At 34.9% G+C, this 16,055-nt stretch carries 6 protein-coding genes; 1 reads left to right on the top strand and 5 read right to left on the bottom strand.

Annotated features, from left to right (window positions below; genetic code table 11):
• Positions 1–21: 21 nt before the first annotated feature.
• The 5 genes from FGF67_RS12620 to FGF67_RS12600 all read right to left on the bottom strand — a co-directional run bounded on the left by FGF67_RS12620 (position 22) and on the right by FGF67_RS12600 (position 14,856).
• Complete coding sequence (locus FGF67_RS12620) at positions 22–5,193, bottom strand: T9SS type B sorting domain-containing protein (RefSeq protein ID WP_139698108.1); 5,172 nt, start codon at positions 5,191–5,193, stop codon at positions 22–24.
• Between the two features lie 138 nt (positions 5,194–5,331).
• Positions 5,332–10,260 (bottom strand): T9SS type B sorting domain-containing protein, encoded by a 4,929-nt coding sequence (locus FGF67_RS12615; protein ID WP_139698107.1) that lies wholly within the window; start codon positions 10,258–10,260, stop codon positions 5,332–5,334.
• Between the two features lie 120 nt (positions 10,261–10,380).
• The gene (locus FGF67_RS12610; protein WP_139698106.1) at positions 10,381–13,089 is read right to left on the bottom strand and encodes a T9SS type B sorting domain-containing protein; all 2,709 of its coding nucleotides are present in this window, start codon (positions 13,087–13,089) and stop codon (positions 10,381–10,383) included.
• A 26-nt stretch (positions 13,090–13,115) separates the two neighbouring features.
• Positions 13,116–13,940, bottom strand: a complete 825-nt coding sequence (locus FGF67_RS12605; protein ID WP_139698105.1) for an ABC transporter permease — start codon at positions 13,938–13,940, stop codon at positions 13,116–13,118.
• A gap of 19 nt (positions 13,941–13,959) precedes the next feature.
• A complete protein-coding gene (locus FGF67_RS12600; protein ID WP_139698104.1) occupies positions 13,960–14,856 on the bottom strand; it encodes an ABC transporter ATP-binding protein in 897 nt (298 codons plus the stop codon).
• A gap of 126 nt (positions 14,857–14,982) precedes the next feature.
• Between FGF67_RS12600 and FGF67_RS12595 the strand changes: the two genes are divergently transcribed.
• Positions 14,983–16,050: a hypothetical protein gene (locus FGF67_RS12595; protein WP_139698103.1), complete on the top strand. Its 1,068-nt coding sequence runs from the start codon at positions 14,983–14,985 to the stop codon at positions 16,048–16,050.
• Positions 16,051–16,055: the final 5 nt, after the last annotated feature.

Raw genomic sequence — 16,055 nt, 5'->3', positions numbered from 1 at the left:
AAATTACGCAAAATAAAGAAGCTAACGTTTTAATGTAAAGTGTCCTGAAAAAGTTCTGCCATCTTCAAGCACCACTCTAAACCAATAGTCGTCTGTAGGTAATCTATACCCATTAAGCGTACCATCCCAGCCATCAGAAGCTACCGATAATTGTTTTAACAGTTTTCCGTAACGATCAAAAATAAGTACGGTAGTATTAGGCTGAAATGCTGCATTAACGCCTTTTATTTTCCAGGTGTCATTGAAGCCGTCTCCGTTTGGTGTGAAAAATTTATCATAGCCAATCACAGAAATTTTCAAGCTAGCTGTACCACAAATTTTATCGCGCACATGAATGGTATGAAATCCAGGTCTTACGTTTTCAAAATAAGGTTCCTCTTGGTAATTTATAAAGTTGGAGTTTTCTAATTGTAATGCATATTCATAGTCACCTCTGCCTAAATGTGTGGGGTCAATGCTAACCGAATTGTTTTCTTTGATATCTTCAATAGTCACATCATCTTGGGTGATTGTTGCTAATTCAGAGGCATCAACAAAAATGGTTTCAGATCTAGAACATCCCGTTCCATCAGTTTTTGTGAGTGTTACCGTATAGGTGCCAGGAGTTGAAACGGTAATGGTACTTTGATTTGAAACAAACTGATTAACGGTTGAACCGTCTAAACTTGTCCAATACCATTCATAATTAAAGGTCTCGGTTATATTTGCTTCAATGGGATCCAAAATAATTGAGAATGTAGGATCTGAAGAACAAACAATTTGAGGTGTTTCAACCGTAAAATTAGGCAGTGGGTTAACAATTATCTCTATATTAGTGTTTGCATAACACATAGGATTTATCGGATTGATAACACGAACTTGAATGGTTTGCGTGGCCGATATGATAGGGTTGGGCAATGCTGTGGCATCTACAATCTGTCCTCCGTTTTCGTCTATATAATCATAATAAATTTCCATACCAGATTGATTTCCAAGAATAGTATTGGTGAAACTAGAGGTGTCAAATGAGCTATAGCCATCATTATCAATATCTCCAAGCGCTCCATCACAAACTTCAATAGGTAAAATTGGGTTGGCAACTGGTTGTGCATCTACAATAAACTCAAGGGAGGTTTGATCAAAACAAGCACCATCAGAGTCGTTAGAAATGTTGTTAGTTACTACAATTGAAATGGTTTGACTCTCTGTTATAAAGGGATTAGGAAGCGGGCTACTCAGTGTGTTTCCTTGTTCGTCAAAATAAGTGATACTTACGTTGGCTGGGTTTTGATTGCCTAAGATAGTACTTTCAATTTGAGACGTATCAAAAGGGTAAGATAAGACTGTATCAGATAGATCATAATCACATTGTCTTGCTATGGTAACAGGATTGGCAACAGGAAGTGCTTCAACAATGAGTAAATCAGGAAAAACCTCTAACCCCAGACAATCATTATCTAGGTCACTTTTTACCCGAACCCATATATCTTGACGATTAGGTGAATTACTATTTTGATGCGCAGAAATATCAGGAATTTCATTCGTTTCTAATTCTGCGTCTAATTGGCTTTCAAAAAAGTGAACCGATACGTTTAATGATGGAAAAAGTACATCATTTATATGGGTTCTCATATCAGAAAAATCAAAGCTTGAAATGCCGTCTCTTACATCAGTACCGTCATCACATTCATAGTAGGTGTTTGGTGTATAATTAGTAAGTGCTGTACCCGATGGATTAACCTGTAGTTCTAAAGAAACTTCTTGGTGGCATCCATTGGAGTTTTCAACTCTAATCCAAACGGTCTCATTTGAAAATCCAACAGCATCTTGATAAGCTTCTGGACTAGTAATGGCATTGGTACCCATTTCAGCATCAAGTTGCGTTTCAAAATAGGTGAATACTAAACTTTCAGCCCCATAATTCGGGTTAATTTCAGTTTTTATGTTATCTAAAGTAAGATTAAAAAACGCCTGCCCGTCGTTAGAAGCATCATCACATTGCTTATAGGTGCTCGGAGTACTTACTAAAGGTAGGTCGTAAATAGTAAGAATTACTTCATCTGAATATAACCCACAGGAATTTCCTGCTCTATCTAACTTTACTCGGTATACATTGTTATTAAAATTGGCAGGTGCATTTGAAAAACTCAGCGTATTGGTTTGAGTGCCACTGTATATGGCATCATCTGAAATTACAGACCAATTTATACCATCTGTACTCACTTCCCATTGAAATAATTCAGCCTCAATTGATTCCACAAAGATTTGACCAGCATCTAACAAGCAAATAGGTGTATTTATAGGTTGGGTTGTTATAGCGAGCGGAGCAAAATTCAGGTAGTCTGCATTTGGTATGGTGTAGCCATCACCATTGGCATTATTTACGAGACCATTGGCATCAACTGTTGGGATATTGTCGCCTAGAAAATCATCACCGTTTACATCTGAAAAACCAGCCTCAATCACATCACTACAGCTGTCTCCATCAGCATCAGCATCACGATAAGAAAATATACCATCGGCATCAGTGTCATCGAGTGTATAGCCTATAAGATTGCTGTCAGGACTCGTTTCAGCAGTATCAATCCATCCATTAGAACCAAAATCTGGACCGTCAACCACGCCGTTTAAATCGGTGTCAGAAAAATTGCCAAGTTGACCTGTTTCGATTAAATCGGTAATACCATCATTATCACTATCTAGATCAAGGTAATCAGGAATACCGTCATTATCTGAATCTACAGGTGTTATATTTATATCAAAAATATCGTCCAGCCCATTTAGATCTGCATCAGTATCAGATAAGGTTATTAACAAGCCTTGGTTTTCAATGCTATCTGGTATACCATCATTATCACTGTCTAAATCCAAGGAATCAGGAACACCATCAAGGTCTGAATCTTTTTTGAAACAGGTTAAGGATATATTGGCTTGAAAATTAGAGCTGTTCGATAAATTGCTTAGTCTATGAATGAATTCCAATCCATTTACTTGATTTGCGAAAATCTCAAATGGAGTGGAGCCCGTTGCGGCAGGGTTATGTTTAAAGTGAATCTCAGAACCTGAAATTTGTGTAATACCAGTTTCAAAAAGACCATCAAAATTAGAATCTACAAGTAGTCTGTCATCAGGATCTACCAAAGTAATGTTTTTATTAGCTGGAAAAATTTTAACAACAAAATATTCACCATCTACGGAAGAATGCGTGTAGCTAGTGTCTTCAGATAGTTTAACATTTACAGGTTCTGTAAATGTCATAGAATAGTTTCCCTCTGCACTTGCAGCAGCTTCTACCTTACTTGTAAAGTTTCCTAAATTATTACCAACAAAGGTGTTGGAGCCATTAGAACTACTACTGGTAGCATATATTCCGCTGGTAATTGATGAATTAGTAGTAGTATCCTGAAATTCTAAAATTGGATTGTTTAAATTGTTTAGATTGATAGTCACATCACCTCTGGATTCTGTACAATTTAGTATTCCATCGTTATCATTATCAATATCTAAGTTGTCTATAATACCATCATTATCATTATCATCTGGACAAATACTCACAGGAACTTCTATTGATTCAAGAAAACCACCATTACAGGGTAGTTCTCCTACTAGTTTATATTTTCCTGGAAGTGTTGGTGTTATGAATGAATCTGTTATGGGCAATATAATATACCCTGATCCGTCATCAAATTGCCATTCAAAGCTTTCAAAGTTTAGCGCATTTGCAACAGATAGTGTTAAGTTGTTGCCAATACAATTCCCTAAGATAGCATGTTGTACATCAAAATTAAATTCTGGTTTAGACTGAAACCCAGAATAGAAACTACCTGACGTTGCAGCACCATTTTGATTAAAATAGGCAACATACAACTCATCATCACCTTGAACGGAAACATTTCCTGTTAGACCAGTTACTTTATAAGTAACGTAATCTGTGTTTCCTATAACACTGCTCGGACCTATGGTAGAGAAGTTGGATAAAGCTTGATTATTAACCGTAACATTGGCACCCGTTTTAGTGACAATAGAAATACCTCCATTATAGGTAAGATTTCCAATTTTGTCAATACTTGCAATATTATCTATGTTTCCTCTGGTTTCACAGCTTAGCGGTGGTACAAAGAACATACCTTGGTTAGCTTCACTTGGTTGACCATTGGTATTTAAACCTCCAACACCTTGATACATAAATGTGTCTTCAGAGGTTTCTACGTACATGTTACCATTTATGTAATAATTACCTTCAATAACATAATGCTCACCAGCATTTAGTGTTGTTACAGGATTGGCTGCTCCATTAATTGTTATTGATGTGTTATCATAATGCGCAACAACCAAAACGTTTTCCCAACTATCATTTCCATTACCTCTTACAAAAATATATTCTTTACCTACTTTAGAAAGTCCAGCAATTTGATCTATTCCATAATCTCTACCACCACCATTATGAAAACTCCCATTGGCCGAACCACAGTTTACTGCTATGGGCTTATCCGATGTAATTAGAGACCCTATGAGCCCAACTTTATTATTAGTAGGGTGTACCGCGGAATAACTATTCATTGCAATACAGTAGCTTTCTCCTTTGTTCAGAACTATCTCATACGGAAATGTACGATTAAAGTTTTCTACTTCTGTATTATTTGAAATGCCTGAAAAATGTACAGTGGTTAAATCCTCGGTAGCCATTACAGATAAAAAACTTAGTAAGTTTTCCGAAGGTGTTCCATTATTGTTTATTATTCTACCAGCCTGATTAGTGAAAGCACCTATTCTAAACGTTTTGTCCAAAGCGGAAATCCCTTTACTCACTAAAGCACCAGCTTGAGCGCCTCCAGCATTCATTCTTACGGATACATAAATAGGTGCCTCGGCTTCAATAATGTAACCTTTGTTACTATAAACAGTACTTGTAGAGCCACGTGGAATGAACAATTGGGTGTTATCTCCCCCAGTTAAAGAAACTATTTCAACCTGAGGTGCGGTATTGGAAACAGACCCGGTAATAGTTGCTCCACCTACTTCAGTAATTGTATATGGCACTAAAGAAGAATTAGGGGTAGATATATAAATATATTGATCTTGGGGAATTGCATTATCAGGTCCACTTGTTAAAGGAGGGATATAATGTGTTTTGCTTAATTGTGCAAATACGAAGTTTCCTATAAGCAGATAAAACACAAACAATAGAGGCTTGATATGATGGGGAGTCTGCATTTTTTATAATTAGTATTCTTAATTAATTAGTTTAGGGTGTTAAAAATATGCTTTTTAAGCATATAAGACTTAAGAAAACTAAAAAGGTTTATCCTTTTCTGTTAAAATGATAAAAACAAACGATTTCCGTTAAAAATTTTATCGTTTTAATGCAAAATGACCTCTTACATCAAAGGTGTTTCCATTTTGAACAATCTCAGCATGAAACCAGTAGTCGTCTGATGGCATGTTTTGTCCGTTGTAGGTACCATCCCAACCAGGAGAATTATGTTGAAGTGTTTTTAACAGCTTACCATAGCGGTTAAAAATATGTAAGCTTGATCCTGGGAGTTGCTCTGCTCCAATAATATGCCAGGTATCATAAAATCCATCACTATTGGGCGTGAAAAACTTAGGAATATCATAAACAAATACATTTTGAGATACATCCATGCATCCGTTTAAATCTTTTACCGTAACAAGATGATTACCAAACGATACATTTTCAAAAACATGTGATGTTTGCGGTGTGCCCCCATCCAAGATAAATACATAATTTCCAATGCGGTTGTTGTTAATCTCAACGGTAATGCTATTGGGATCAGAAAAATTCACGGTAGAGGTTAAGTTAATTTCTGCTTCATCAGAAGCCAGAACAGTAAATGTTTTATTGTTTTCGCAGTCTCCCGTAATATAAGGGCGAGTTACATGTACCCATAAATCTAAACGTCCACTGTTTAGGTCTGAAGGCTGTACCACAATAGAAGGGGTGGTTTCACCTGTAGACCATTCATAAATATCATCAGGGAAACCAGTGTCTGCAATTATTTCTACAGGGAAATTGTTACATAGTGGTACAATATCTTCAATGGCAATATTTGGAATGGGATTAATGGTTAAATTGAAGCTTGTAACATCGTAACATTCTGTGGTGTTGTTTTCTACTCGAGCAAAGATAGTTTCTTGGTTATAACCAGCATATGATGTATTTAAAGGGTTTAAATTATCAGATGCATCTTCTAAGTTTTGATGAAAGCTTACCGTGAAATCATTTGAATTTTGAGAGCCTAAAATATCATTTTCATTATCTAAAAGATTAAAAATAAGAGTATCCGTTTGGTTGGTGTTATCATCACAATATACTAAGTTAGATGGGGCATATGCCACGGGATTGGGGTTTATATTCAACGTGAATGATGTTATAATAGGGCAGCCTGTTAGATTATTGGATATTCTAACAAAAAAGGTATGTTGGTTGGAGGTATAATTAAAACTTCTGTTTAAAGGAGCTGTATTATTTTGTGCATCGGCAATGGTTTCATGGTAGGATATAGTAACAAGGCTTAGGTTATTAACAATCCTGTTGTCAACTAAAGATAAATCATAGGTGTTTGTTGGGTTATCACAGATGTCAATGGTACCTATGATATTGAATTCTGGCGGTATATTTACTACTAAATTTAAGGGAATAACACTAAAGCAAGTTGTTAATGTATTGGCTACTTTAATGTAAACGGTTTGCGTTTCAGATATAAAGTTAGTAGGATTTGTAATTTCATTGGAATTATCTAAGCCATCCTCCTGATTGATGTCTTCAAAATTTTCAAAATAGTTAATGATTAAATTGCTTTGAACTCTATCTAAAATCTGAAAATTTGCTGTGGTTAAATCAAAGTTTGTAATACCATCATAATCGGCATCACAATTCATCATATCTGAGGCCTCAGTAATATTTGGTGCGGCTAATATATTGATGCCTAATTCTTCAATAACATGACACAGTGAATTGTTGTTTTCTATTCTAACATATAGGGTTTGAGGATTGGTAATATTAGTATAGCTTGAGTTTACTGGATTTAAATTATTATCAGCATAATCAAAAGTTTCGTGGAATGAAATGGTTAAATCATCAGTCATGCCTTGCCTGATTTCTTGGGCTTTTTCATCTAAATTAAATAGATGTTTTCCATCATTACTATCGTCGTCACAAATGGTATAATTACTAAATGCATTATAAATAGGATTTGGAGAAACCAGTATGGTAAATGATGCCGTTTCAAAACAAGACGCATCGGTGCTATTTTCAACCCGAACATAGATAGTCTGCGGACTTGAGGTATTCTGGTAAGATTCTTTATCAATAGGCATTGTAAAACTACTATCTTCAAAATAGAATACCTCTTTACCTGCTTGCCCATTTAATATTTCATTGTCTTTTTCAGAAAAAGTAAAATTGGAAACACTTGTCCCTGAGGGCTCACAGATTTTGTAATCGGTTATGGTTGGTATTATAGGTAAGGTGTTAACTATAACTTCAAATGGTACTATAGCATAGCAGTTTGTGCCACTTACTATATCTTCAACGCGCGTATAAATGGTTTGGGTATTTGACGTGTACGCTGTTCTTTCACTTTCAGGAATTTCGTTGGTTTTATTATCGGCGTCTTCATACGTGGTAAAAAAATCAATATCTAATCCAGAGGTGCTAGAAACAATTTCAGATATTTTATTGTTAAGGTTTACAATTGAAATACCATCTTGGTCATCATCACAAACCACAATATTTGTAGGTTCAGTGGTTGTAGGCGCTGTAAATACTTCTATTCTAAAAGGATTTACCGTAGAACAGCCCGAAGCTCCCAAGCTGGTTATTCTGGCATAAAGTGTTTCAACGGGATCGTCGTTTACAAAATAACGGGGTAATTGATTTGACGTGTTATTATTATCGGCATCAACTTGATTAGCAAAATACGATACGGTAAAGTTTGTGTTACCTCCAGTAATAATACCATCAAGAGATTCTAAATCTATACTAGTAATACCATCGTCATCATTATCGCAATACGGGATAACCACGTTGTTGAATAGTAATATAGGATTTATTAATAATGTAATTTCTGTTTCTTGGATACAACTTCCATCGTCAATGGTAATATATAAGAGGCTTGGGCTAAGTGCTGCGTAAAGCTGTGATTTGTCTAGGGCATTAGTGCCGTTATTTCTATCAGATTCACTTTGGTAAAATGTAACATTTATAGAGTTTGGAAGTCCGTTTGGAGTATCTAGATTATTGGCAATAGAACTTTCAACCGTAAAAAGGTTAAAATCTAAAGAGTTAGTTGAGTCTGTATCATTATCGCATAAAGCAAAGTCGCCTATATCGGTACCAGTTAAAAGTAAGTTAGTATGTATTTCAAAAGGAATGACGGAGGCACATTGGGTATTATCATCTAAAACCCTTAAATAAAGTGTGGCAAATCCAGGTTCTGGACTTCCGTTAGTGTATTCATAGTTGGTTACATTTGTAATAGGGTTAATACCAGCCTCGGCATCAGAAATAGAAGAATGAAATGTTGGCGTAACTTGAGTTAATCCGCCCAGAATAGCCGGGAGTACTTCTGTTAAATCGAAAAAAGCATTTCCATTTAAATCGCTATCGCAAGCATTTAAATATTGAGGTTCTCGGTTTACTATAGGGCTTGTTGTAATATTAATGTTTAAAGTTGTTGTTGTGGTGCAGCCCGTATTACTATTGATAACCCTTGCAAATACCTGATCTGATGGAGTGTTGGTATTTCTATAAGGCATGGAAATGGGGTTATTACCATTAGAAGCATCGAAGGCTGTGTAATGATAGGTGACTCTTAAGTTACTATCACCAGAGGTGATTTCGTCATTTTTTTCGGTTAAGTCAATGTCAGTTCTGCCATCTGGTTGCTCATCAGCATCACAAATATCTAAATCTGAAGGCGGTGTAATTGAAGGTCTGCTATTAACAACTAAATTAAAACTAGAGAATGCAAAACACCCTGAACTACGATCTTCTATTCGTATAAAAATGGTTTGGGGGTTTGTTGTGTTTTGAATAGGAGAGGTAATTGGGTTTTGATTGCTTCTTGCTTCGGTTTCAGAATAATGATAACTAAACAATGGATTTGAAAACGGGGCATTTGAAAGGACTTCTGAATTTTTTTGATTCAAATCAAACGTTTCAATTTGATCACCGCTAGCATCATCACATAATTCAAAATCCAATAATGGATTCATAGCTTCTTCGGTGTTTAAAACCACAGTTATTTCATCTGTTTCAACACAATCATTACCATTAACGGGTACGGTAACTTCTACCCTGTAAGTGCCATTTTGGGTTGCTATAAAGCTAGAACTAGTGCTTCCTGTTATAACTGTATTATCTCGATACCAAACATATGATGCCAAAGGATTATTAATATCGGCATTTAGGGTAACGGAGCCCGAACAGGTTGATACGTCTTCACCTAAATCTAAAACTCTAAAACTATCACCTTCAATAAACACTGCCGAATCAAAACCACCATTTAAAGAATCTGTTTGATCGGCTATAATGAGTTTAATATGGTAGGTCACATTGGGTTGAATAGTTCCTGAAGCTGTTAGTATTGTAGTTCTCCCATTATAATTGGTGTCACCAATGCCGTAACCTTCAAAATATTGTTCGTTTTCGGGAGGACAAATACCGAAAATTTCATCGTGAATGGTGTTGGTGTTTACGGGGATTGAGGTTCCTGGAATGAGTGCTATATTTTGATACGGATCGTTTGTACCTGCTTCCTTTATAAGAAACACAAAACCATCTGAAAATTGACAGGGGTAGGTGTCATAATATTCTTCTGAAGCCAATAAATAATTAAATTGAAACTGATTAGAAATGGATACAAAATCAAATTCAATAGCCGTAGCATTTACATAACCATTAGTAGTTCCTAAGGCAGTTTCTAAATCTGGATCTGATCCCCACGAAGCAGAACCATCACTAAGCGCGGCAGACTGTTCCGTATTTCCGCCTGAAGCAACAGCACCAGTAGAGAGCATGATACCATTTTCAAAAGGAAAATTGGAGTTGCCTCTTTCAAAATAGCCATAACTTGAAAATCCACTTGATGCTCCATTTACAGAAGAGGTAATATTACTGATGTCAACACAACCGTCAACAAGATTATCTTGTATTAAGGTTTCTAGATCAACACCATCATTTACAGATATTTGCTGAGAATAGGCTGTGTTGGCTAAGCAAAGTAGAATACATATAACATAATAAACAAATCTCATTGCTTGTAGGTTTTTCAATTTGGTTTCTCAGCAAAAATAAACATGCCATTTATAGTGTCGAAAAATAGGTATTAAATAGATGAAATGCAAAAAATATCGATAAAAAGTAAATTATTGCTTTTATCGTTTTAATGTGAAATGATTTTTATAAACACGACCATCTTGTAATTTTACCATAAACCAATAATCATCATTAGGTAAATATTGTCCATTTAACTGCCCATTCCAACCTTCACCTAAAGGAGAAATTTCTTTTATAAGTTTACCAAATCTATTAAAAATTTGAATTTTAGTATTGGGTTGAAAAGCTTCTGTAATACCGTAAATCTGCCACGTATCATTAACACCATCATTATTTGGTGAAAAGTATTTAGGAAAGCCAATAACAGATAATGACTTAGATATTTCACCACAATCATTCTTAATGTCTTTGATATAAACCCTGTAAATACCAGGGAAGACATGGTAAAATATGTTGTCTTCTTGAAATGGAGCAATCACATTGTTTTTATCGTCCACCAGTTGATATTGATAGATGCCTTCACCACTTGCAAGAACAGTAATGGTGTTATTTGAAGAGGCATCCGTAATGTTTATATCATTAAGCGTTGCCACATTTGAGGGCTCAATGGTAATTGTTTTGCTTTTTTGGCAACCATTGGCATTTGTTGCAGTGACGGTATATGAGCCAATGGTATTTACATTTATGCTATAGCTCGTTGCCCCGTTAGACCAGTTATAGGTATAGTTTGAATGGGAATCGTTAATAATACCAGCATCAAGTGTGATCATTTCAGGAAACTTGTTTAAGCAATAATAAGGTGTCTCGTCGCTTTTCATGTTAGGAAGCGGGAATACGGTGAGCAAAATGGAACTAATGCCATAGCAGCCATTAGTATTTTCAGCACGTGCAAAAATACTATGTGAAGACGCAATGGTGTTGGTATAGAGCGAATCTAATTTATTTTGTTCAAGCAAAGCATCGTCATAGTTTTCATAGAAAGCAATGTCTAATCCTGTTGGTAAGCCTTCGGTAATCTTATTTTTATAATCGTTGAGGTTAAATTGATAGTGACCATCATCAAGACCATCATCATCACAATGAGAAATGGTTATATCATTGCTGTCGGTCAGGCTAACTTGTAAGGTCAATTCTGAATGGCTAAAACAACCTGTTTTAGAGTTAATTACTTCACTATAAATAGTTTGGGGATTGGAGGTGTTTTGAAAAACATCACCATTAACTTCGTTTGTTCTTGATATATCAGTGTAAAACTTAATAAAGACATCTTTTGAATTACCTGATAATGCCGCCGAAGCTTCATTAAGGTTAAAAAATGTTTTACCATCTAATAAGCCATCTTCATCGCATTGTAATAAAAGATAATCAAAGGCCTCTGGATTTGGATAAAATTGCACGTAAGCTTCACCTTCAATAGCACAATCACCATTATTTGGGTTGATATAAAGTTCGTATTGGCCAGATTCTGAAACTTCTAATTGATTGCTTGTTTCATATAAGATGGTTTTGTCTTTACTCCAAACGTAGGAAGCACCAGGATAGGTATTGGCAGATAGCGTATATATAGTACCATCACAGAGCGCTAGATTTTTGGAACTTTCCCCATTTTTTATGATATCGATTTTTTCTCCAAAAAATGAAGCGATAAAAGGAGGTAAACCTTGAGAGGACAGTTTTGAACCTAAATTTATCGCATTATGTTGATAGTTACAGCCTATACCTATCTGGTCTGGAGTATTTATAGCACCCAAAAAAGATGTACCAGTATTATATGTTTTACTAAGTGCGCGGTATATTTTTCCATTGGGCCCTAATTGTAAAGCACCACGATACAGGTTTCTATTGTCAAGTATAATAGCTGATGCAGATATATCTAGTGCTAACAGATTAAATTGCGTAAGAACCGATTTATGAGAAGCCGGATTATTATTGTTTTCTCGGTTTTCAAAATCAAAATAATCGTTAGAAGAGTGTACATAAAGCAATGCTCCACTTGGTGAAAATTCTACACCGTAGGGATAATTACTAGCACCTTGAATTACAATTTCTTGTTGATTACTTACTGTGCCGTTTTTAGAATCAAAGTCATATACAAAAAGTCCATCCGTCATATTGGCGCAGACCATTTTAGTACCATCAGGAGATAGTTTGAGGTAGCCCCGAGGATCAAAAATAGATTGTAAAAATGTTGATGTTACCGCCTTAATCTCCACACCAAGATTGTTTACTTCAAAGGCGTGAAAGGTGTTAAAGAAATCTAAATCGCCACTCGCATCGGCAAAGGCAATCACCCAAATAGATCCTGAAATACAGTCTTTAATAACAGCTGTAATTTTTTCTGAGCATTGTTTTAAAAGTTGAACGTTTTTATTGGTAATGGCTCCTAAACCATTATCTAGAGACATATCAACTGTAGAGTAGTTTAACCCAAAGTGGGGTTGTTCAAAGGTGTAGTCGTCTACCGTGAAAATGTAGAAAATAGTATCACTATCAGGCTTGGGGACAATAATGGCCGATTGTGTGCTTGAAGGATCGCCAAGTAGCCCTAAACCATTGGTCATTACAGCATGATTTTTATTCCATACAGTTATGCCATCAGTATAAAATAACAGATTTCCAGTGTCGTCTGATATTGAAGCACAACCTTCAATAGTGCTCAAACTTCCATTAGTTAAAGGGGTTACTGTATTGTTGGCTGAATTAAAAGTTATGCCACTATTAAAACCAAAATACCAATTGGAAGCTTCATTTTGAGTAAAACCACAAAAAAAAGTAGCACAACAAATGTAAAAAAGAATGTTTTTCATCTTTAATAGCAAGGCTACCAAAGATATTATAAATCTCGCTTTTTTAATAATCTATACGATAAAAATATAAACAAGCCTGTCCAACATAAAACGATAATCATTTCGTAGCCATGGGCAGCATAATCATAGACCAAATTAGATTTGTCTGGAAATTTGCTCATTGCAATACGTTGAAAGGGTTGATCAATCAATTTGTACATAGATTTAAGAGGAAAAAAGTTTTGGGTTTTTTCTGCAACATTAGCATTAAATTGCCATGCAAGGAGTCCGAAAACAATCCATTCTATGATAAATAAAATGAATAAAAAGGCTAGTGCAAAGGCAGAGCGTTTTGCAAGCATACCAAAAAATAAACATAAACTAAAAAAGCCCATTAGCTTGACAAAGTAGGCTACTAAAAATTCAGTGCCTTTAAGTACTATAGAAAATTCGGTATAGCTAGAATAGTATAGGCCAATACATAGAGAAATAAGACATATTAAAACCGTAGAAATTAATGAGAAAAATACTATGGTGTAGAATTTTGATAGAATGAATTCTTTTTTACTCAAACCATCAATAAGATTTTGTTTTATGGTTTTATTGCTGTATTCATTACCAATCATACTGACTACAACAATAGCAAAGAAAAATTTAAACTGTGAGGCAAAAAATGTAGTGAGATGCCAAATAATAGGAAAATTGAAGACCCCAAGTTCTCCAAGTTCTAGTGTGAAGAACCCAAAAACATTAATTTTTAAAGAAGATAGTAGAATAACAAAGAAAGGCAGTATAAATGAAATAAATATTAGAATTTTACTTGTTCTATTAAGTAAAAGTTTCTGTAGTTCTAAGCTTAAAAGTCTTAACATTACGTTGGGTTTTGATGTGTTATTGGTTGTCGGTTAGCTGCAAGAATTGTTCTTCTAAGCTTTCTTTGCGCTGTACTAAATGCGTAAGAATGATGTTTTTATCAAAAAGAAAGGAGTTAAAATCTTCTGATTTCATGGGTTCTTTCAAAAAGGCTGTAATTAAATCAGGGGTTACAACCACTTTATCGAATGACGGGTGATTATGAAGTAATTCAATCAACTTTTCATTTTGGTTTGATTTTAGTTCAAAAAAACCATGACTTGAAATCATTTCGTCCACTCTGCCTGAATATAGCTTTACGCCTTTTCTAAGCACAATAACATGTGAACAGACTTTTTCAACTTCATCAAGTAGGTGTGATGCCAATAATATAGTAGTGCCCTTAGTTGCAATTTGTTTTATAATTTCTCGTATTTGATGAATCCCCTGTGGGTCTAAACCATTTGTAGGCTCATCAAGAATTAATATTTCAGGATCATTCAACAGGGCAGAGGCAATAGCCAAACGTTGCTTCATACCAAGTGAATAGGTTTTAAATGTACTGTCTTTTCTGTCTAAAAGTCCTACTATTTCAAGCTTTTCATCAATTTTAGCATAGTCAACACCCTTTATTTTGCATACCAATTTTAAATTTTGAGTGGCCGTCATATAAGGGTAAAAGTTTGGACGCTCAATAATAGCACCAACTTTTTTTAAAGCATCATGGGTAGACACGTTTCCATCAAACCATTTGAAACTCCCTGACGTTTTGTTGACTACGTTTAAAACAATGCCTAGTGTGGTTGATTTTCCGCTACCATTGGGGCCAAGAATACCATAAACATTGCCTTTGTTTATAGTAAATGATAAATCTTTTACAGCAGTGAGGTAGCCAAACTTTTTTGTAAGATTGTTGATGGTTAAAATAGAATTCAAGCGTGACGTGTTTAGAGCAGGCTATAAATAAGCAAGCTTTGTTAGTTATAAAGGTATGACGAGACTCTTTATTTTTTGTTACATCCTTTGCTAGAAAAGCCGTAAATTTGTGTAAGATTATGAGCTATGCAGGACTTAAAAATTTCAAAACGGAAACCTTCATTTCCAATTACTTCAAAATTACATAATTATCTTTCAGAATATAATAGAACGGTAAAGATTCCTATTTTTTATGACGATTTGTTACGGTTTCAAGGGTCTATTGTTGTGTATGATAAAGACGAAAATGATACTCTTTGGATTCGTGTTTATTATAATGAATTTGAACGCGAGGAAATTGAATCGGCATTAAAAAAAGTTTATACCATTTTTCATTCTGATGGAAATGAAAATGTATTGCCTTTTTTAAGTGTTGATGCCATTGATTACTGTACGTTTGGAAATTCAAAACCTTTCCGAATAAAAATCAGAAATATTTTAAATGATAACTCTACCTATTTTTACATAAAAACGGCCGATGCTTCCAGAATTTATGGACTAGAATTAGAACATATGTTGTCACCGTATAACCTCAATTTTTTGGTGTATAGAAACACCCTCATTGAAGAACATATTGCAGGTATACCAGGTGATGAGTTTATAAAAAATATGTTGCCTAATTGTAGCAGGTCTGAAAAATCTCAGATAGCAAAGGAGTTTGTGAAGTTTAATGAGCGGTGTATGATACGATTGCTGGGTGACATGCGTTCTTATAACTACGTGATAGTACCAATGCACGATTTTGATAAGGTTGTTTATAAGATAAGAGCTATCGATTTTGATCAACAATCCTACGAAGGGAAGTTTAACATTTATAGGCCTCAGTTTTTTAAAGAAAACTATGAGATGGTTAAATTGGTCTCAACCAGTATTCAAAAATTATCTATTGATCAGTATAAAACGGAAGAACGCTCTATGTTAGTAAAACGATTAAAAAGTTTTAATGATCGGGTAGCTAAGTTGTTGTATTGTATGGAAGCTGATGAAATCTCTACGCAAGCGCATGTTGATTATTTAAAAATGACCATTTTTGATTATACTCACGACGTTAATTTTAAGAAGAGTAAAAACATGGGGCAAATTGTAAAGTTCTCCTTAGAGTTTTTGACTAGAAATTACGAAAATGTGAATATTGAGAAATTAAAAATGCGGTAATTACC

This window comes from Allotamlana fucoidanivorans (assembly GCF_006265225.1).
Taxonomy (GTDB): Bacteria; Bacteroidota; Bacteroidia; order Flavobacteriales; family Flavobacteriaceae; genus Allotamlana; species Allotamlana fucoidanivorans.
This window is presented reverse-complemented; position numbering and strand designations above follow the sequence as displayed.

Coding starts and splice junctions, on each gene's coding strand:
- FGF67_RS12610 (WP_139698106.1), bottom strand. CDS start 13,089: ATGAAAAACATTCTTTTTTACATTTGTTGTGCTACTTTTTTTTGTGGT.
- FGF67_RS12620 (WP_139698108.1), bottom strand. CDS start 5,193: ATGCAGACTCCCCATCATATCAAGCCTCTATTGTTTGTGTTTTATCTG.
- FGF67_RS12605 (WP_139698105.1), bottom strand. CDS start 13,940: ATGTTAAGACTTTTAAGCTTAGAACTACAGAAACTTTTACTTAATAGA.
- FGF67_RS12615 (WP_139698107.1), bottom strand. CDS start 10,260: ATGAGATTTGTTTATTATGTTATATGTATTCTACTTTGCTTAGCCAAC.
- FGF67_RS12595 (WP_139698103.1), top strand. CDS start 14,983: ATGCAGGACTTAAAAATTTCAAAACGGAAACCTTCATTTCCAATTACT.